This is a genomic window from Nocardioides sp. 1609, from assembly GCF_004522105.1.
GTDB lineage: Bacteria > Actinomycetota > Actinomycetes > Propionibacteriales > Nocardioidaceae > Nocardioides.
The window spans coordinates 194,505-213,169 of record NZ_SPUJ01000001.1; the positions used below are offsets into that span (position 1 = coordinate 194,505).

At 74.5% G+C, this 18,665-nt stretch carries 18 protein-coding genes; 16 read left to right on the forward strand and 2 right to left on the reverse strand.

Going from position 1 to position 18,665, the window contains the following annotated elements; genetic code table 11:
- The first annotated feature begins 7 nt into the window (after window positions 1–7).
- Complete coding sequence (locus E4623_RS00870) at window positions 8–460, forward strand: gamma-glutamylcyclotransferase family protein (protein WP_134764636.1); 453 nt, start codon at window positions 8–10, stop codon at window positions 458–460.
- A 115-nt stretch (window positions 461–575) separates the two neighbouring features.
- A complete protein-coding gene (locus tag E4623_RS00875; protein WP_167736415.1) occupies window positions 576–1,073 on the forward strand; it encodes a thioesterase family protein in 498 nt (165 codons plus the stop codon).
- 218 nt (window positions 1,074–1,291) lie between these two features.
- On the opposite strand, the gene E4623_RS00880 is transcribed toward E4623_RS00875, so the two are convergent.
- Entirely contained in the window at window positions 1,292–2,743 is a 1,452-nt protein-coding gene (locus tag E4623_RS00880; RefSeq protein ID WP_134764638.1) for a hypothetical protein, read from the reverse strand.
- 79 nt (window positions 2,744–2,822) lie between these two features.
- Here E4623_RS00880 and E4623_RS00885 point away from each other — a divergent pair, with 79 nt between their 5' ends.
- The 11 genes from E4623_RS00885 (at window position 2,823) to E4623_RS00935 (ending at window position 14,889) form a co-directional block, all read left to right on the forward strand.
- A complete protein-coding gene (locus E4623_RS00885) occupies window positions 2,823–3,641 on the forward strand; it encodes a purine-nucleoside phosphorylase (RefSeq protein WP_134764639.1) in 819 nt (272 codons plus the stop codon).
- Between the two features lie 146 nt (window positions 3,642–3,787).
- On the forward strand, window positions 3,788–4,885 hold the full coding sequence (locus E4623_RS00890) for an ABC transporter substrate-binding protein (RefSeq protein WP_134764640.1): 1,098 nt from the start codon (window positions 3,788–3,790) through the stop codon (window positions 4,883–4,885).
- Window positions 4,886–4,897: 12 nt separating this feature from the next.
- A complete protein-coding gene (locus E4623_RS00895) occupies window positions 4,898–6,016 on the forward strand; it encodes an iron ABC transporter permease (RefSeq protein WP_134764641.1) in 1,119 nt (372 codons plus the stop codon).
- A gap of 71 nt (window positions 6,017–6,087) precedes the next feature.
- A complete protein-coding gene (locus tag E4623_RS00900) occupies window positions 6,088–6,924 on the forward strand; it encodes a heme ABC transporter ATP-binding protein (RefSeq protein ID WP_245154767.1) in 837 nt (278 codons plus the stop codon).
- The gene (locus tag E4623_RS00905; protein ID WP_134764643.1) at window positions 6,921–8,099 is read left to right on the forward strand and encodes a hypothetical protein; all 1,179 of its coding nucleotides are present in this window, start codon (window positions 6,921–6,923) and stop codon (window positions 8,097–8,099) included. Before E4623_RS00900 ends, E4623_RS00905 begins: the two co-directional genes overlap by 4 nt.
- Window positions 8,096–9,532, forward strand: a complete 1,437-nt coding sequence (locus E4623_RS00910) for a hypothetical protein (RefSeq protein ID WP_134764644.1) — start codon at window positions 8,096–8,098, stop codon at window positions 9,530–9,532. Before E4623_RS00905 ends, E4623_RS00910 begins: the two co-directional genes overlap by 4 nt.
- A 38-nt stretch (window positions 9,533–9,570) precedes the next feature.
- Window positions 9,571–11,472: an Ig-like domain-containing protein gene (locus E4623_RS00915; protein WP_134764645.1), complete on the forward strand. Its 1,902-nt coding sequence runs from the start codon at window positions 9,571–9,573 to the stop codon at window positions 11,470–11,472.
- Between the two features lie 134 nt (window positions 11,473–11,606).
- Entirely contained in the window at window positions 11,607–12,296 is a 690-nt protein-coding gene (locus E4623_RS00920; RefSeq protein ID WP_134764646.1) for a biliverdin-producing heme oxygenase, read from the forward strand.
- A 72-nt stretch (window positions 12,297–12,368) separates the two neighbouring features.
- Complete coding sequence (locus tag E4623_RS00925; protein WP_134764647.1) at window positions 12,369–13,391, forward strand: YihY/virulence factor BrkB family protein; 1,023 nt, start codon at window positions 12,369–12,371, stop codon at window positions 13,389–13,391.
- A 40-nt stretch (window positions 13,392–13,431) separates the two neighbouring features.
- Entirely contained in the window at window positions 13,432–13,857 is a 426-nt protein-coding gene (locus E4623_RS00930; RefSeq protein ID WP_134764648.1) for a MerR family transcriptional regulator, read from the forward strand.
- Between the two features lie 33 nt (window positions 13,858–13,890).
- Window positions 13,891–14,889 (forward strand): aldo/keto reductase, encoded by a 999-nt coding sequence (locus tag E4623_RS00935; RefSeq protein ID WP_134764649.1) that lies wholly within the window; start codon window positions 13,891–13,893, stop codon window positions 14,887–14,889.
- Window positions 14,890–14,925: 36 nt separating this feature from the next.
- Here the strand turns inward: E4623_RS00935 and E4623_RS00940 are convergent, their stop codons facing one another.
- Window positions 14,926–15,483 (reverse strand): HEAT repeat domain-containing protein, encoded by a 558-nt coding sequence (locus E4623_RS00940; protein WP_134764650.1) that lies wholly within the window; start codon window positions 15,481–15,483, stop codon window positions 14,926–14,928.
- A gap of 18 nt (window positions 15,484–15,501) precedes the next feature.
- Between E4623_RS00940 and E4623_RS00945 the strand changes: the two genes are divergently transcribed.
- Genes E4623_RS00945 through E4623_RS00955 form a run of 3 tightly spaced genes read left to right on the forward strand, consistent with a single transcriptional unit; the run spans window position 15,502 to window position 18,661 of the window.
- Window positions 15,502–17,172 (forward strand): phospho-sugar mutase, encoded by a 1,671-nt coding sequence (locus E4623_RS00945; RefSeq protein ID WP_134764651.1) that lies wholly within the window; start codon window positions 15,502–15,504, stop codon window positions 17,170–17,172.
- Window positions 17,173–17,231: 59 nt separating this feature from the next.
- Window positions 17,232–17,852, forward strand: coding sequence for an RNA polymerase sigma factor (locus E4623_RS00950; protein WP_134764652.1), 621 nt, complete (start codon window positions 17,232–17,234; stop codon window positions 17,850–17,852).
- Window positions 17,849–18,661, forward strand: coding sequence for a hypothetical protein (locus E4623_RS00955; protein WP_134764653.1), 813 nt, complete (start codon window positions 17,849–17,851; stop codon window positions 18,659–18,661). Before E4623_RS00950 ends, E4623_RS00955 begins: the two co-directional genes overlap by 4 nt.
- Window positions 18,662–18,665 lie beyond the last annotated feature (4 nt).

Sequence of the window (18,665 nt, forward strand, 5' to 3'; positions counted from 1 at the left end):
CCCGCCGATGACGCTCTACGCCGCCTACGGGAGCAACCTCGACCCCGCTCGCATGAGCGAGCGCTGCCCGCACTCGCCGCTGCAGACGACCGGTTGGCTGACCGGCTGGCGGCTGACCTTCGGGGGCGAGGAGCTCGGCTGGGACGGCGCCCTCCCGACCCTGGTGCAGGACCCCTTCGAGCAGGTCTACGTCGCCGTGTACGACGTCGTCCCGACGGACGAGGACGCCCTCGACGGCTGGGAGCAGGCCGACTCCGGGCTCTACCGCAAGACCAAGGTGCGGGTCGCGACGATGGCCGGCGAGCTCGTCGTCTGGACCTACGTCCTCGACGCCTACGAGGGCGGCCTGCCCTCCGCGGTCACCCTCGGCGTCCTGGCCGACGCCGCCGAGGCGGCCGACGCCCCGGCCGACTACGTGGGTGCCCTGCGCCGGCGTCCCTGCCGGTCGACGGGGTTGTAGCGAGGTCCGTCGTGCCGGCTCCTGCCTGGCGGTGAGGTCCGGGGCCGGGCCGGGCCGACCGCGCCACGCCGCCCGACGGATGACGTGCCGCGCTGCCCTGAGTAGTGTCCGGCCGATGAGCACCCAACCGACCTACGAGCAGCTCTCGGCCCTGCCGGCGTATGCCGTGCAGCCCGTGCCGATGCCGTTCGAGGACATCAACGGCCACCTCAACGTCCGTCACTACATCGGGATCGCGAGCGAGGGCCTCGACGAGTCGCTCGTGTCCCTCGGCATCCCCCAGACGTGGCCGATCACGGCCGGCCACGCGTGCTTCTCGGCCGAGCACCACTGCACCTACCTCGCCGAGCTGCGCACCGGCGACACGATGTCGGCGCGGGTGCGGCTGCTCGGGCGGTCGGAGCGGGCGGCGCACGTCCTGGTGTACCTGCTCGACGACACCCACCAGCGGGTCAGCTACGTGATGGAGGAGGTCTTCCTCCACATCGAGATGGAGACCCGCAAGACCGCGCCCTGGCCCGAGGACGTCGCCGCCAACCTCGACCGCCAGATCGCCTCCGACGCCGACCTCCCGTTCGAGTCGCCGACGTCGGGGTGCCTCGCCCTGCGCTGAGAGCCTGCTCCCGGACCGGGCGCTGAGGTCAGACCATCCGTTCGACGATGCTCAGGGCCTGCGCGGCGGCGTCGCTGTCGGTCTCCTCGTACAACGTCCGGGCGGCGAGCAGCCCCGTCACCGAGACGTCGATCGAGTCGGCGGAGGTGAGCAGCCGGGTCGAGGTCAGGTCGAAGTAGACCGTCGCCTCGCTCGCGAGGGCGGGGGCGCCGGAGACGTCACCGAGGACGGCGCTCGGCAGGTGGAGACCCGCGATCCGACCGATCTCGTCGGAGATCCCCGCCTGGGCGGCGGAGAGCGCCTGCGCGGCCTCGGTCAGGGTCCGGGGCTCGACGTCGTAGCCGGCGCCGCCGTTGACGAGCTCGCTGAGGTGCGTCTGTCCCCACAACGCGCCGGGGTTGCCGGAGTCCGGGTCGCCGGGCCCGTACTGCGTCGCTCCGGCCTCGGTGACGTCTCCGGCGCCCCCGTCCGTCGACGATCACGAGGTTCTGGACCATGTTGCCGACGTCGATCGTCGTGGCGCCGTCGATGTCCGCCTGGCTGTTCCCGCCGTCTCCCCCGGAGTCGACGGTGACGAGCTGGCCGCGGTCGTTGCGACCCGTCTGGACCCCGAAGGTGAAGACCCCGCCGGGCTGCACCGCGACGCCGTTGACGCCGGGAGGCGTGTCCCAGGACTCGACCGTCTGGTACTCACCGTTCACGAGCGCGACCTGGTGCAGCACCCCGTTGTCGTCCTCGTCCCAGGACCCCAGGTACAGCGAGCCGTCCGGGCCGACCGTCGCGTACGACGACGCGGGCGCCTCGATCCGGTCCAGCGCGTTCACGGGCTGCCCGTCGCCCGCCTCGAACGCGGCGCGGTCGTAGACGTAGACGTAGCTCTGGTCGCCCTCCGTCGACGTCACGAGCACCTGGTCGCCCTGCACGACGATCCCGCCCACGTGGTTCGGCGGCGCCGACCCGCCCGGACCGGCCAGCGGGACCGACGGGCCGGGTGCCCCGGTGCCGGCGTCGATCGTGGTGACCTGGGCGCCGCCGTCGTCGTCGTAGGACGAGACGTAGTAGCGGTCGGTACCGGGGTCGTAGGCCAGGCCCTGCTGGGTCCACCCGCCGGGCACGCCGTTGATCCCGGAGTCGGGGATGCGCGCGCCCGGGAGGGCGTCGTTGTCGGTGTAGAACACGTAGTCGAGGACGGCGCCGCGTGCCACCCACTCCTCGATCTCCGCCTCGATCGACTGCAGCGCGGCCACCGCCTGCTGGTAGGACGCCTGGAGGTAGGCCCCGGTGACCTGGAGCGCGCCGTTCACGACGATCTCGTACAGCGGGTCGGTGATCACCGCACCAGGACCGCCCGGGCGTCCCCGCCAGATCCCGATCGCATGGTCGGCGGAGCGGCACGCCGAGCGGTAGTCGGCGGCGACCACCTCGAGCACCTCGCCGGCCCGGTAGAGCCGGAAGGCCGCCATCGAGGCCGCGAGGTAGGCCACCAGCCCCTCGGTCTCGAACGAGTCCTTCGCCGCGGCGCCCGTCCAGACCGGGCGCGAGACGGCGTCGACGATCGCGCGGGCGTCGGCGTCGACCGAGCGCGACAGGTCCTGCGCGTCGGCTCCCACCTGCTCGACGGCCCCGGCGTCGCCCGAGGTCAGCTCGGCGTACGTCGTCTCGGGGTCCACCTGCGCACCATGCCCGGGCCCGGCCGGAGGAAACGCCGGGCGCGGCACCGAGGGACCCGCGTGCCCTACAGTGCCGCCCGTGACCGAGACGAACGCCGCCACCACGCCCAGTCCCGCAGACCTCGCCCGCGACGCCGCCGCCCGTCTCGCCGAGCTGACCGGCGTCGAGAGGCACGACGTCGCGCTCGTCCTCGGGAGCGGGTGGCTGCCGGCCGTCGACGCGCTCGGCGACGCGACCGCCGAGATCGACACGACCGACCTGCCCGGCTTCTCCGCGGCGGCCGTGGTCGGGCACAGCGGCAAGATCCGGTCGGTGCGCTCCGGCGACACCAACCTGCTCGTCTTCCTCAGCCGCACCCACTACTACGAGGGCAAGGGCGTCGCCGCGGTCGTGCACGGCGTCCGGACGGCGGCCGCCGCCGGCTGCCGCGCGATCGTGCTGACCAACGGCTGCGGCGGCCTCAAGCAGTCCTGGACGCCGGGCACCCCGGTGCTCATCAGCGACCACATCAACCTGACCGGCCGCTCGCCGCTCGAGGGCGCCAACTTCGTCGACCTCACCGACCTCTACTCCCCCCGGCTGCGCGCGATGTGCCAGGACGTCGACCCCTCGCTCGACGAAGGCGTCTACGTCCAGTTCCCCGGGCCGCACTACGAGACGCCGGCCGAGGTCCGGATGGCCGGGATCATGGGCGGCCACCTGGTCGGCATGAGCACCACGCTCGAGGCGATCGCGGCCCGCGAGGCCGGCATGGAGGTGCTCGGCATCAGCCTGGTCACCAACCTGGCCGCCGGCATCAGCGGCGAGCCCCTCGACCACGCCGAGGTCCTCGAGGCGGGCCGCTCCGCCGCCTCGCGGATGGGTGACCTGCTCGGTCGCATCGTGCCCCGCATCTGACCGACCCCGCGACGACGGACCCGCCCCGGCCCTCGGCCGGGGCGGGCCTGCTTTTCCCACGATGCGGCCCAGTTAGGTAAGGCAAACCTTTTTAAGGTTACCCTTGCCTCACTTAGGTAACCCTTCCTCGAGAAACGACGTCGCGCATGCTCCGCCTCCCGATCGCCACCGCCGCCGCGACCGCCCTGCTGGCCCTGGCCGCGTGCGGCCCGGTCGTCGACCCCGCCGCCGGCGACGACGACCGGCCGACCGCGACCCGCGTCCCGAGGCTGGGCGAGGTGACCCCGCTGGCGGACCCGCGCTCGTGGGACGGTGTCGTCGAGGTCGACCTGCCCGACCCGGTCATCGACCCGGTCGACGACTCCCCCGAGCCGCGGCTGCCCGCGACGGTCACCGACGCCCAGGGCGACGAGGTCGTCGTCGACGACGTCAGCCGGATCCTCGCGCTCGACATCTACGGCACCCTGGCCCACACCGTCTTCGAGCTCGGCCTCGGTGACAACGTCGTCGGCCGCGACGTGTCCGCGCAGTTCCCCGAGATCTCCGACCGCCCGCTGGTCACCCAGAACGGCCACGAGCTCAACGCCGAGGCGATCTTGGCGCTCGACCCGACCGTCGTCCTCACCGACACCTCGCTCGGCCCGTGGGACGTCGTCCTGCAGCTCGAGGACGCCGGCATCCCGGTCGTGGTCACCGACTCCCACCGCGGCCTCGACAACATCGCCTCGCTCACCCGGCTCGTCGCCGACTCCCTCGGCGTCCCCGACGCCGGCAAGCAGCTCGGCGACCGCCTCGAGCAGGAGGCCACCGACACCGCCGCCGCGATCGCCGAGGTCGCCCCGGCAGACGTCACCGGCAAGCTGCGCACCGTCTTCCTCTACGTCCGCGGCCAGGCCGGCGTCTACTACATGTTCGGCGAGGGCTCCGGCGCCGACTCGCTCATCGAGGCCGCCGGCGGCTACGACGTCGCGAAGGAGATCGACTGGAGCGGCATGAAGCCGGTCACCGACGAGGCCCTGATCGACGCCGCGCCCGACGTGCTGCTGATAATGACGAAGGGACTCGACTCGGTCGGCGGTGCCGACGGGTTGCTCGAGCGCTTCCCCGCCCTCGCGAACACCCCGGCCGGCGAGCACGAGCGGATCATCGCGATGGACGACGACCAGGTGCTCAGCTTCGGTCCGCGCACCGCCGACGTCCTCAACGCCCTCGCGGTCGCGCTCTACGCGCCCGACGCGCTCTAGGCCGGGCGACCCGTGACCCAGACCGTCCCCGCCCAGCCGGCCCGCGCCGACGCCGTCCCCGTCGCGAAGGACCCTCGCGAGGCACCGGCCCCCCGCCGTCGGACCCGCTCGGCGATCTTCCTCGTCCTGCTCGGCGTCGGGGTCGGCGTCGCCGGGCTCGCCGCGGCCGGCTCCGGTCAGCTCGCGATCCCGTTCGACGAGGTCCTCGGCTCGTTCCTGCACCGACTCGGCCTCGACCTCGGACCGATGCCCACCCACCCGCGCGGCGACGACACGCTGTGGACCGTCCGGTTCCCCCGCGTGACGATGGCGATCGTCGTCGGCGCCGCCCTCGGGGTCGCCGGGGCCCTCATGCAGGGCGTCTTCGGCAACCCGCTGGCCGAGCCCAGCGTGGTCGGGGTCTCGGCGGGCGCCGCCGTCGCCGCCGCGGCGTCGATCGCGTTCTCGTGGACCTTCGCCGGCGACTGGACCGTCGCCGCCTGCGCCTTCGCCGGCGGCCTGGTCACCACCCTCGCCGTCTACGCCCTGTCCCGCGCCGACGGTCGTACCGAGGTCGTCACCCTGGTGCTGACCGGGATCGCGGTCAACGCCGTCGCCGGCGCCGCCCTGGCGTTCCTGCTCTTCGTCGGCGACACCCAGGCGCGCGAGCAGATCGTCTTCTGGCAGCTCGGCAGCCTCAACGGCAGCCGCTGGCCCTACGTCGCCGTGGTGGCGCCGCTCGCGCTGGCCGGCATCGTCGTCGCCTTCTTCTGCGCCCGCTCCCTCGACCTGCTCGCCCTCGGCGAGCGCCCGGCCCGGCACCTCGGCGTCGACGTCGAGCGGCTGCGGATCTTCCTCATCGTGGTCGTCGCGCTGCTCACCGCCGCCGCGGTCAGCTTCTGCGGGATCGTCGCCTTCATCGGGCTCGTCGTCCCGCACCTGGTGCGGATGGTCACCGGTCCCGGCCACCGGGTCCTGATCCCCGCCTCCATGCTCGCGGGTGCGCTGGTGCTCGTCGTGGCCGACACCACCGCCCGCTCGTTCGTGGCCAACGCCGACCTCCCGCTCGGCATGCTCACCTCGGTCGTCGGCGGCCCGTTCTTCTTCTGGCTGCTCCGCCGCACCCGCAGGACCGCCGGCGGGTGGGCATGAACACCCCACGACGTTCCTCGGCTCCGCCGCTGCGCTCCCCCACCGGGCAACGCCGCGGGGACCCCGCAACATTGGACACCCCAACCCCGAGCACCCCACGAGGCACGACCGCCCTCCAGGCCCGCGGCGTCACCGTCCGGTACGGCGCCACCACCGTGCTCGAGGCGGTCGACCTCGACGTCCGGCACGGCGAGGTGCTCGCGCTCGTCGGCCCGAACGGCGCCGGCAAGTCGACCCTGCTCGGCGTCCTCACCGGCGACGTCGACGCCACCGACGGCAAGGTCGAGGTGCTCGGCCGCCCGCTCGAGGAGTGGCGGCTGCGCGACCTGGCCCGCGAGCGCGCCGTCCTGGCGCAGGAGCACCACGTGTCGTTCCCGTTCCCCGTCGGGGACGTCGTCCGGATGGGCCGCTCCCCGTGGCGCGGCCGCCCCGAGGAGGACGACGACGACGCGGCCGTCGCCGACGCGATGGGCGTCGCCGACATCACCCACCTCGCGGCCCGTCCGTTCGGCGTGCTGTCGGGTGGCGAGAAGGGCCGGACGTCGTTCGCCCGGATCCTCGCCCAGCGCACCGGCGTGCTGCTGCTCGACGAGCCCACCGCAGCGCTCGACCTCGGTCACCAGGAGACGGTGCTGGCCCGCGCGCGGGCGCAGGCCGACGCCGGCGCCGCCGTGGTCGTCGTGCTGCACGACCTGAGCCTGGCCGCTGCGTGGTCGGACCGGATCGTGCTGCTCGACCGCGGCCGCGTCGCCGCCGAGGGCGCCCCCGCCGACGTCCTCCGGGCGCCGTTGCTGAGCGAGGTCTACCGCTACCCGGTCGACGTGCTCCCCCACCCCGTCAGCGGCGAGCTGCTCGTGCTGGCCGACCGCTCGGCGGCCCGCACCGCACCCCTGGAGGAGACCCCGTGAAGCGCCTGACCACGGCCATGACCGCGCTCGCCCTCGCCGGCCTGCTGCTCGGCGGCGTCCTGGCCCCGCCCCCGGCCCACGCCGACTCGCGCGTCACCGTGAGCAACGACCGCGGCGGGTCGCAGGCCGACGCGACGTACCAGACGAGGCTCACCCTGCGCGGCACCGGCTTCCAGGTCGTCGACGGCGGCTTCGGCGGCGTCTACGTCATGTTCGGCTGGGTCCGCGACGCCCGTGGCGGCGGCTGGCGGCCCTCGAACGGCGGTCTGACCGGCCAGGACTACCAGTACATCCCCGACGCCGAGGACGCCGCCGACAACAAGGGCTACCTCACGTTCGTCGCGTTCCCGGGCAGCTCGACGGCGTCCGAGGCGAGCGCCGTGCTGGCCGCCGACGGCTCGTTCACCGTCGACATCACCATCCCCGGGCCGGTCTTCCAGAGCGTCGACCGGGACGGGGCCGTCGCGCAGGTCGACTGCCGTCGCGTCCAGTGCGGCGTCATCACGATCGGCGCGCACGGGGTGAAGAACCCCGCCAACGAGTCGTTCACGCCCGTCGACTTCGGCGACGTGTACGACCAGGCCCCGGCCGCCGACCCGACCGACGGCCCGGCCGACGGCCCGGCCGACGGTCCGGACGCCGGCGCGGGCACCACCGGGAGCGGGCCGGGCACCACCGCCGGCACCCCCGCGGCCGGGACGGGCCGGGCCGGCCGCAGGGCGGCCACGGCACGCCCCCTCGCCGTCGTCGACCGCGCCACCGCGGTCGAGGGTCGGGCGATGGCGTTCTCCGGGCAGGGTTTCCAGCCCGGTGAGCAGGTCGTCGCCGTCCTCGACGACGGCGTCGCGGCCATCGGGCCGATGCAGGCCGGCGCCTCCGGCGAGGTCGCCGGCGTCCTCCAGCTGCCCGTCGACCTCGGCGTCGGCACCCACGAGCTCCGGCTGTCCGGCGCCGCGTCCGGCACCGAGGTCGCCCAGCTCTTCCCCGTCGCCGCGGGCACGGACGCCTCCGGGGCCGCTGCGGAGCCGGTCGCCGCCGAGGACGCGAGCACCCGCGGCGACGGCCAGCCGGCCGGGTGGGTGTTCCTCGGCGTCGCCGGCGCGGTCTTCCTCCTCGCCGTCGCCGGGCTCGCGCTCGGTCGGGTGCGGCGCCGTCCCGCGCAGGTGCCGGCGTGAGCGCCGCGCCGAGCACCCGGGTCCGGGTCCGGCACGGCCTCGTCGCCGCGGTGCTGGCGGGCGTCGTCGTCCTCGGCGTCCCGCTGGCCCTCGTCGCGGCCACCGCCGCCGCCGGCACCCCCGGCGCCCCCGCCAACGACCCCGCGAGCAGCCCCACGAGCCCGACGAGCCCGACTCCGACCGACCCTCCGACGACCCCCACGTCCTCGAGCCCGACCACCCCGGCCGCCCCCCAGACCGGTGCCTTCGAGGTCGACGACGCCCAGCTGCGCTGGGCGGTCAACGACGAGTCCAACAACCGTGCGTTCGCCCCCGGCACCATCAACTTCCTCGCGGCCGGCAAGGTCCCCGACCCCGGCCGGGGCGGCCAGACGATCGTCGACGGCGTCTGGCGCGGCACCGGCACGCGCGCGTGGCAGGCCGCCTCGGGCGACGTCCGGATCGAGAAGCAGCAGCCCGACGGCGGCTTCGCGACCGCCACCTGGTCCGGGTTGTCGACCACCGTCGCCGGCACCACGATGTCCGGCACCAACGGACCGTTCTCCGGCCACCAGGTCGTCCTCGACGGCGGCACCGGCGAGGTCGACGCCGACGCCGGCACGGCCACGATCACCTGGAAGGGCGCGTTCTCGGTCGTCTACTACTCCGGGATGACCTTCTTCACCGTCAGCGACCCGGTCCTGACCGTGACCCGCACCGGCGCCACCCTGCGCGCCACCCTCGCCGGCTACGCCTCCTCGATGGAGGACCAGAGCATCTGGCGACCGGTCCCGCCGCGGCAGGTCGACCTGGCGAACCTGCCGAAGGTCGACCTGGAGCGGCCGGGCGGCTTCGTGGCGACGCCGAGGTACCTCGGCGTCCGCCACGACGGCGGGGGCACCGACCCCGCCCAGGTCCGGACCGGCGCTGCCTGGGGCGCCTTCCCGCCGTCGTACCTCGCGTTCATGCGGGACGTCGGGTCGGCGGCGTACTGGTACTCCAGCGGCGGCTCCGCCGACGCGCACAAGGTGCCGGAGCCGATCGCGGTCAGCTACGAGGCCGGCGCGCCGGTCGAGCCGCCCACCGACCCGGTCACCGAGACGCCGGACCCCGGCCAGACGGCGTCCCCGACGACCCCGGTCAACCCGACGCCGCCGCCCACCCCGTCACCCTCCGTGCCGGCCCGGCCCCCGGCCCCCGCGCTCCCCCCGCAACCGTCGGCGAGCACCCCGCCCGCCGACCTGACCGATCCCGGCGGCAGCGCCGCCGCCGGGACTCCCGCCCTGGGACCGGCCCCCGCCGCGCCCACCGTCTACGCCCACGCCTCGTCGGACACCGCGACGGCACCGGGCCCTGGTTCCGACCTCCACTGGACGTGGTTGGCCGGAAGCGCGCTGCTGCTCGCAGCGGCCGCAGTCACCCTGCTCAGCAACCGCGTGAAAGGACCAGCATGAACCGCACGACCCATCGACCGAGGCGAGTCCTCGGCGCCGTGACCTCCCTCGGCGTCGCCGCCGCCGGCCTCGCCGTCCTCGGCGGCGTCGCCACGGCCCCGCCCGCCCGGGCCGCGGAGGTCGACGTCACGAACGCGACCTTCACGTGGGACCTCAACAACGAGGCCACCAGCGGGGCCTTCGCGCCCGGCACCTGGAACCTGATGTCGGCCGGCAGGATCGGCAACCCGGGCGCGGGCGGGGTGACCCTCAGGACCAGCGACGACGGCGCGACCTGGAGCAACGGCGCCGCCGCCGGCTGGTCGGCCCAGAGCGGCGACGTCACCGTCGAGGACCTCCAGGCCAACGGCTCGTACGCCCCGGCCACCTTCGGCGGCACCCGCACCAACACCGCGGGCGCGAACGCCAACACGGCGGGTGTCCGCGGGGAGACCCGGTTCAAGTTCACCGGGGGCACCGGCACGGTCGACCCCGCCGCCGGCACCGCGTCCGTGGCCTGGGACGGCGACGCGACGCTCCTCTTCTACTCCGGCATGACGTTCTTCCACCTCTCCGACCCCGAGCTGAGCGTCGCCGCCGACGGCACCGGCACCGTGAGGGCCACCGTGGGCGGCTACGCCACGTCCATGGACGACCCGACCCTCTGGCAGGCGCTGCCCGACGAGGAGGTCACCGTCGCCACGCTCACCGACGTCGACGTCACCACGCTCGGCGTCACCACCACCCCGGCGTACCGCGAGGTCGCCTACTCCGCGCCGGCGAGCTCGTCGGCCCAGGTCACCTCGGGCACCAGCTGGGGCTCCTTCCCCCAGGGCTTCGTCGACTTCCAGCAGGACGTCCGCCAGGGTCCGTACTGGTACTCCACCGGTGGCGCGGCCGACCCTCGCAAGATCGCCAACGAGCTCCAGGTGAGGTTCAACACCGCCCCCTCGGTCACCGTCTCCGACACCGACCTGCTGCCGAACGGCAGCTACGAGGTCACCGTCGAGGGCGAGAACTTCGACCCGGGCGCCGCCATCGGCACCCGCCCCCCGCTCGCGGGCCGGTCCGGGGGCACCTACGTGGTGTTCGGCAAGTTCGCCGACACCTGGCGCCCCTCGGCGGGCGCACCGTCCACCTCGCGCAAGAACACCAGCCAGAAGTGGGCCGTCCTCGCCGCCGACATGGGCACCGTGGGCGGTCCCGCGGCCGGTGCGGTCGAGCTCACCCCCGCTGGCACGTTCTCGACCACCGTCACCGTCGACAAGGCCGCGATCGACGCGGTGGCGACCGACCCGAGCCTGGTCAACTACGGCGTCTACACCTACCCGGGCAGCGGCGCGGCCAACGCGGCGTTCGAGACCTACACGCCGATCACCTTCACCCCGGCGACCCCGGCGGTCACCGTCTCGGCGCCGTCGGTCACCTACGGCAGGACCGCGACCGCGACCGTCACCGTCGCCAACGAGGGTGCCGCCGACGGCGACACCGTCACGCTGCGGCGCGGCACCACCACGGTCGGCACCGCCCCGCTCACCGCCGGCACGGCGACCTTCCCGCTCGGCACGCTCCCGGCCGGCGCGCACGCGCTCACCGCGTCGTTCTCGGGCAACAGCAACTCGCTCGCCGCCCGGGGCGCCGGCTCGCTGAGGGTCGCGAAGGCCACCAGCACGACCGCGGTCGCGCTGGCCAGGGCTCCGAGGAAGCAGAGGGCCGGCAAGGCGAAGGTCACCGTCACCTCCCCGACCACGAGGGCGACCGGCAAGGTCGTCGTCCAGGTCACGAAGGCCGGCAAGGTCGTCAGGCGCGCCCAGGGCACGCTGAGGCCGAACGGCGTCGTCACCGTGACGCTGCCCCAGCTCGGCAACAAGGCCAAGGGCGCCCATCAGGTCGTCGTGACCTACGCCGGCACCGCCAACGTCGCCGGTTCGACCAAGACGGTCCGCTTCACCGTCGGCTGATCCATCCTGGTCCCCGGGGCCGGGCTCGCGCCCGGCCCCAGGGACCCGTCAGCCCGCGCCGGCACCACCCCCATCACCACCCCCAGCCCCACCCCCGGCACCACCCGAGACCACCAGACAGGGCACCCACCCCCATGACCATCACCACCACGACCACGCCGTCCCTGGCCTCGGCGATGCGCGACGGCTCGAAGATCGAGCACGAGGCGGCCGAGGGCTCCTCGTTCATGGCCGAGCTGCTCGACGGCCGGCTGAACGAGCGCGGCTACGTCGACTACCTCCTGCGCCTGCGCGCCGCCTACGAGGCGATGGAGGACGCCGTCCGTGCGACCGCCGACGACCCGATGGTCGCCGCCGTGCACGACCCGGAGCTCGAACGACTTGCCGCCCTCGACGCCGACCTGGCCTACTGGACCGCCCGGACACCCGGCGGTGCCGAGGTCGGGACGCTGGACTCCCCCGCCGCCGAGGCCTACGCGGCCCGGCTGCGGACGGCGCGCGAGCAAGCCGCCGACGGCTGGGGCGGCGCGCTCGTGGCGCACCACTACACCCGGTACCTCGGCGACCTCTCGGGCGGCCAGGCGATCGGCCGGATCCTCAGCCGGTCCTTCGACCTCACCGACGGTGGCGGCGTGGCCTTCTACGCCTTCCCGGCCATCGCGAAGCCGAAGCCCTACAAGGACGCCTACCGCGCCCGGCTCGACGGCCTCGGGCTCGACGACGCCGGCGTCCGCCGCGTCGTGGAGGAGGTCAAGGTCGCCTTCAACCTCAACCAGGCGCTCTTCACCGAGCTCGGCCGGCACCTCCCCGCCTACCGGCGCTGACCGTCCCGCCCGGAGGTCGACGCACTCCACCTCCGGGCTGCACAGAACCCGCCCAGGTGGGTACCGGGCGCCATGACGGACACGCACACCGACGAAGTCGACGACACCCAGGACGTCGACGACCCGACCGACCTCACCCCCCGCACCCGGAAGTTCGTCGCACGCCAGACGCTCAGCGAGTTCCTCGACGACCAGTGCACCGACCTGGCGGCCGCGCTCACCTACTACGCCGTCCTGGCGCTGTTCCCGGCGGCGATCGCCCTGACCTCCGTGCTCGGCCTGGTCGGTCAGGGCACGAGCGCGGTCGACGAGGTGCTCGGCATCCTGCAGACCCTCGGCGCCGGCGGCGTCGTGGACTCCATCGGTCCCACCCTGCGCGAGCTCGCGACGTCGCAGGGCGCGGGCCTCGGCTTCGTGCTGGGTCTCGCCGGGGCGCTGTGGTCGGCCAGCGGGTACGTCGGTGCGTTCGGCCGGGCGATGAACCGGATCTACGAGAAGGGCGAGGGCCGCCCGATCTGGAAGCTCCGCCCGGCGATGCTCCTGCTGACCGCCGTCCTGGTCGTGCTCGTCGCCCTGGTGCTCGCCGCGCTCGTCCTCACGGGCCCGGCGGCCGAGGCGGTCGGCGACGCGATCGGTCTCGGCGGCACGGCCGTCACGGTCTGGAACATCGCCAAGTGGCCGGTGCTGCTCGCGGTCGTCGTCCTGATCGTGGCCCTGCTCTACCACTTCACGCCCAACGTCCACCCGCCCCGCTTCCGCTGGACCAGTGTCGGCGCCGTCCTGGCCATCGTGGTCTGGGTGGTCGCGAGCATCGGGTTCGGTCTCTACGTCGCGAACTTCTCCTCCTACGACAAGACCTACGGCGCGCTCGCCGGCGTCGTGGTGTTCCTGCTGTGGCTGTGGCTCACCAACCTCGCCCTCCTGCTCGGGGCCGAGCTGGACGCCGAGCTCGAGCGGGGCCGCGAGCTCCAGCGCGGCGAGCCGGCCGAGGACGACATCCTGCTGCCTCACCGCGACACCCGGAACCTCGAGAAGAAGGCGGCCAAGGAGCGCGCCGCGGCCGAGGAGGCCGGCCGGATCCGCCGGGAGCCGTGACCACTTGACCCTGGAGCCCGCTCCAGGGTCGAATGTGCGGATGGACGCCACGTCGACGGACCCCGCCCCCGCCTCCGCCTCCGCCTCCGGGATGAGCATCGCGGAGGCCGCAGCTCACCTCGGCCTGACGCCCGACACGCTGCGCTACTACGAGAAGGACGGGCTGCTCCTCCGCCCGGTCCGGCGGGCCTCCAGCGGGCACCGCCGCTACGACGGCCCCGACCTGCGCTGGGTCGAGCTCGTGACCCGCCTCCGCTCGACCGGCATGCCGATCCGCGACGTGCGTCGCTACGCCGACCTGGTGCGGGCCGGCGCCGGCAACGAGCCCGACCGGCTCGCCCTCCTGCAGGAGCACCGCCGCGCCGTGCTGGCCCAGCTCGCCGAGGTCCAGGAGCACCTCGGCGCCATCGACCACAAGATCGGCATCTACACCGACCTCCTGGAGCGTGCCGACGGCGCCGCTTGACCTGGACCGCGCTCCAGGATGTTGGCTGGGTCCATGACCCTTCAGCACCGCACCCTCGGAACCGCCTCCCCCCTGACCGTCTCGGCCCTCGGCCTGGGCTGCATGGGCATGTCGGAGTTCTACGGCACCCCCGACGAGCAGGGTGGGCTCGACACCATCCACCGCGCGCTCGACCTCGGCGTCACCTTCCTCGACACCGCCGACATGTACGGCCCCTTCACCAACGAGCGCCTGGTCGGCAAGGCCATCGCCTCGAGCGGCCAGGGCCGCGACGGCGTCGTCCTGGCCACGAAGTTCGGCAACGTCCGCAGCGAGGACGGTGGGTTCCTCGGCATCAGCGGCTCCCCCGACTACGTGCGCTCGGCGTGCGACGCCTCGCTCCAGCGCCTCGGCGTCGACCACATCGACCTCTACTACCAGCACCGCGTCGACCGGACCGTCCCGATCGAGGAGACCGTCGGGGCGATGAAGGAGCTCGTCGAGGCCGGCAAGGTCCGCCACCTGGGCCTGTCGGAGGCCGGCGCGGAGACGATCCGGCGCGCGCACGCCGTGCACCCGATCACCGCCCTGCAGTCCGAGTACTCGCTGTTCACCCGCGACCTCGAGGCCGAGGTGCTGCCGACCCTGCGCGAGCTCGGCATCGGCCTGGTGCCGTACTCCCCGCTGGGCCGCGGCCTCCTCACCGGCGCCATCTCGGCGGGCTCGCTGGAGGCGTCCGACTCCCGCAACAGCCGCTTCCCCCGCCTGCACGGCGACGCCCTCGAGTCGAACCTGCGCCTGGTCGACCGGGTCAAGGAGATCGCGGCGGAGAAGGGCTGCACGCCCGGCCAGCTCGCCCTCGCCTGGGTGCTCGCGCAGGGCGACGACGTCGCGCCGATCCCCGGCACCAAGCGGGTGCGCTACCTGGAGGAGAACGTCGGTGCCGCGGACGTCGTCCTCACCGACGACGAGCTCGCCCGGATCGCCGAGGCCGTCCCGGCCGACGCCGTCGTCGGCGACCGCTACGGCGACATGAGCTCGATCGAGGAGTGAGCGAGGTCGACCCGTCACCTATCGGTGACGGGTCGATCACGTGTCGTCGAGGTCGAGGCGGCGGCGCAGCGTCTCGAGCGCCCGGGCCGCCTGCCGTCGTACGTCGGGGTGCTCGTCCGCCAGGTGCGCCGTGACCACGGCGACGTGCTCGGTGTCGCCGGTGACGGCCAGGCAGCGCACGGCCTGCGCCCGCACCCGCGGCAGGGCGTGGTCGGCCAGCGCGGCCGCGCCGTCGCCGGTCCCGGCGACGTCGTACCGGGCGGCGACCTTGAGGCACATCTCGGCCGGCCGGTAGTGCCCGTCGGCGAGACCGCGCACGACCGCCGGGGTCGCCGCCTCGTCCCACACGTGCAGCAGGCCGCGCGCACCCCACGTGCGCACCCAGTAGTCCTTCCACCTGCTCCGGTCGAGGACGGCGTCCCCGGGCTCCCAGGTGCGCCCGGTCAGCCCGCGCAGCTCGGCGACGTACCGCTCGCGCGGCGCCCCCGCGAGCAGGTCGACGCACACCGCCGTGAACGCCGGCCGGCCGATCCGATCGGCCAGGGCGGCGATCGAGACCGCGACCGGCTCGCGGTCGGAGCCGGCGGGAGCCATGGCGCTACCTTTCCTCACATGAGTCCCGACGTCGACGTCCTCCTCGACCGCGCGCGCGCCTGGCTGTCGGAGGACCCCGACGACCGCACGCGGGCCGAGCTCGAGGCCGTCGTGGCCGCCGTCGGCAGCGGCGACGCCGACGCCCGGGCCGACCTCGCCGACCGCTTCCGCGGCACCCTCGAGTTCGGCACCGCCGGGCTGCGCGGTGCGCTCGGTGCCGGGCCGAACCGGATGAACCGCGTCGTCGTCCAGCGCGCGGCGGCCGGGCTGGCGGCCTACCTCGTCAAGCAGGACCCGGCCGCCGGCGGCCACCGCTCCGTCGTCATCGGGTACGACGCCCGCCACGACTCCGACGTGTTCGCGCGCGACACCGCCGCGGTGATGACCGGCGCCGGCTTCACCGCGTGGGTGCTGCCGCGACCGCTGCCCACCCCGATCCTGGCCTTCGCGATCCGCGAGCTCGGGTGCGCCGCCGGCGTGATGGTCACCGCGAGCCACAACCCGCCGCAGGACAACGGCTACAAGGTCTACCTCGGCGACGGCAGCCAGATCGTGCCGCCCGCCGACGCCGGCATCGCCGCCGAGATCGAGACCGTCGGCCCGCTCGCCGGCATCGCCCGCGGCGGCGCCGGCACCGTCCTCGGCGAGGACATCGTCGACCACTACCTCGACACGGTGGCCGGCCTGGCCGGCGACGGCCCGCGCGACCTCGACGTCGTCTACACGCCGTTGCACGGCGTCGGCGCCGCCACGGTGCTGCAGGTGCTCGAGACCGCGGGGTTCGCGGCGCCGCGCGTCGTCGAGCAGCAGGAGCAGCCCGACCCCGACTTCCCGACGGTCGGCTTCCCGAACCCCGAGGAGGAGGGCGCGATGGACCTCGCGCTCGCCCTCGCCGAGCGGACCGGCGCCGACCTGGTCGTCGCCAACGACCCGGACGCCGACCGGTGCGCGGCCGCCGTCCCCGGCCCCGGCGGCTGGCGGATGCTGCGCGGCGACGAGGTCGGCGCGCTCCTCGCGCACCACCTGCTCGCGCGCGGCGCCACCGGCACCTACGCGGCGTCCATCGTGTCCTCCTCGCTGCTCGGCAAGCAGGCCCGGGCCGCCGGCCAGCCCCACGAGGAGACCCTCACCGGCTTCAAGTGGATCGCCCGGGTCGAGGGCCTCGCCTTCGGCTACGAGGAGGCGCTCGGTTACTGCGTCGACCCGACCCACGTGCGCGACAAGGACGGCGTCTCGGCCCTGCTCATGCTGTGCGAGCTCGCCGCCGCCCTCAAGGCCGAGGGCCGCGGCCTGGTCGACCTCCTCGACGACATCGCCCGCGAGCACGGGCTGCACGCCACCGGCCAGGCCTCGGTGCGGGTCGACGACCTCGGCCTGATCACCGCCGCAATGGCGCGCCTGCGCGAGCAGCCGCCGACCGCCCTCGGCGGCCTCGACGTGCTGTCCGTCGACGACCTCGGCGCGGGCTCCGCCGACCTGCCGCCGACCGACGGGCTGCGCTACCACCTCGCCGACGGCGCCCGGGTGATCGTGCGGCCCAGCGGCACCGAGCCGAAGGTGAAGTGCTACCTCGAGGTCGTCGTCCCGGTCGAGGACGGCGCCGAGGACGGCGTCCAGGCCGCCCGCATCAGCGCCGCCGGCCGCCTCGACGCCCTCGGCTCCGACATCCTCGCCGCCGCCGGACTGTAGGCGTCCGGACGGAACCCGGCCGCTCCTGCGGGCATAGGCAGGTCGTGAACGACGTGCCTGTGCCTCCCCACCCCACCGACGGCGTCCTCTGGCGGCGGGCCACCGCGGGCGACCGCGAGTCCTTCGGCGTGCTGTTCGACCGGCACGCCGAGGCGGTGCGCAGCTACTGCGCGCGCCGGACGGGCTCGCTGGACGCCGCCGACGACCTCGTGTCGATCGTCTTCCTCGAGGCCTGGCGACGACGCGAGGAGGTCGAGCTCGTCGACGACCTCGCGCTCCCGTGGCTCTACGGCGTGGCCCGCCGCACCGTGCAGCGTCGCTGGCGCACGGCGGTCCGGCACCGGCAGGCGCTCTCCCGGCTCCCGGCGTCGATGGTCGAGCCCGACCCCGCCGACGGGGTCGCGGCACGCCTCGACGACGAGCGTCACCTCGAGCGGGTCCGCGTGGCCATGACCGAGCTCAACGCCATCGATCGGGACGTGATCCTGCTCTGCGTCTGGCAGGGCCTCGACTACGCCTCGGCCTCCGTGGCGCTCGGCGTCCCGATCGGCACCGTCCGTTCCCGTCTGTCGAGGGCGCGGGGCCGGCTCCGCGACGCCGTCGAACCGGACCCACCGGGTCCACCGGGTCCACCGGCAGACCCCGCCCCCCTCCCGCTGACCGTCCAGGAGCACCGATGACCACCACGCTCACCCCGATGGACCCACGCCGGCACGCCGCCGTGCGCGACCTGCTCGTCGCCGAGGCCGGCCGGGCCCACCCGCCGCGCCGGTCCCCGAGCCGCGTCGCGCTGGCCGGCGGGCTGGTCGCCGCTACCGCGGTCACGGCCGTCGTGCTCGTCGTCGCCGACCCCGGCCCCTCGCCGAGCTACGCGAGCTGGACGGCGGTGCCCGAGACCGCCCCGGGGCGGCACCCCGCGGACGGGGACCTCGCGGCGTGGAGCTCGCAGTGCAGCGACCTCGGTGTCGGCGGCGTCTCGATCGAGGGGGTGCCTCCACGGGTCGAGGAGGCCACCGCACGGACCCCCCTCGTCGACCGGCGCGGCGACTTCACCTTCTGCGTGGACGTCGCCCGGGGCAGCGGGACCGAGGACGACCCCCTCGTGGCCCTGGCCGGCATCCGGGCCGACGACGGCCCCCTGGAGGAGCTGAACACGATGTGGGCTCGGGTCGAGGACCAGCCGTTCACCCCTCCGGCGGCCGACGAGGTGCTCGTCCTGACCGGTGACGTCGACACACCGCCGCCGCCGCCCGAGGAGGACGACGTCAGGATGCTGGAGGCCTACCAGCTCGCCGGGCTCGCCGGGCCGGACGTCGACTCGGTCGTCGTGGTCCTCGCCAACGGGCTGCGCGTCGTGGCGACCGTCCAGGACGGGGTCTGGGGAGCGTGGTGGCCGGCCCAGGAGGGCGCGCCGGGCGACAGCCGCCTGGAGGTCGGCGCCGACGGCGCGGTGCACACCGTCGTGACGGCCGCGGTCGGACTCACCTGAGCCC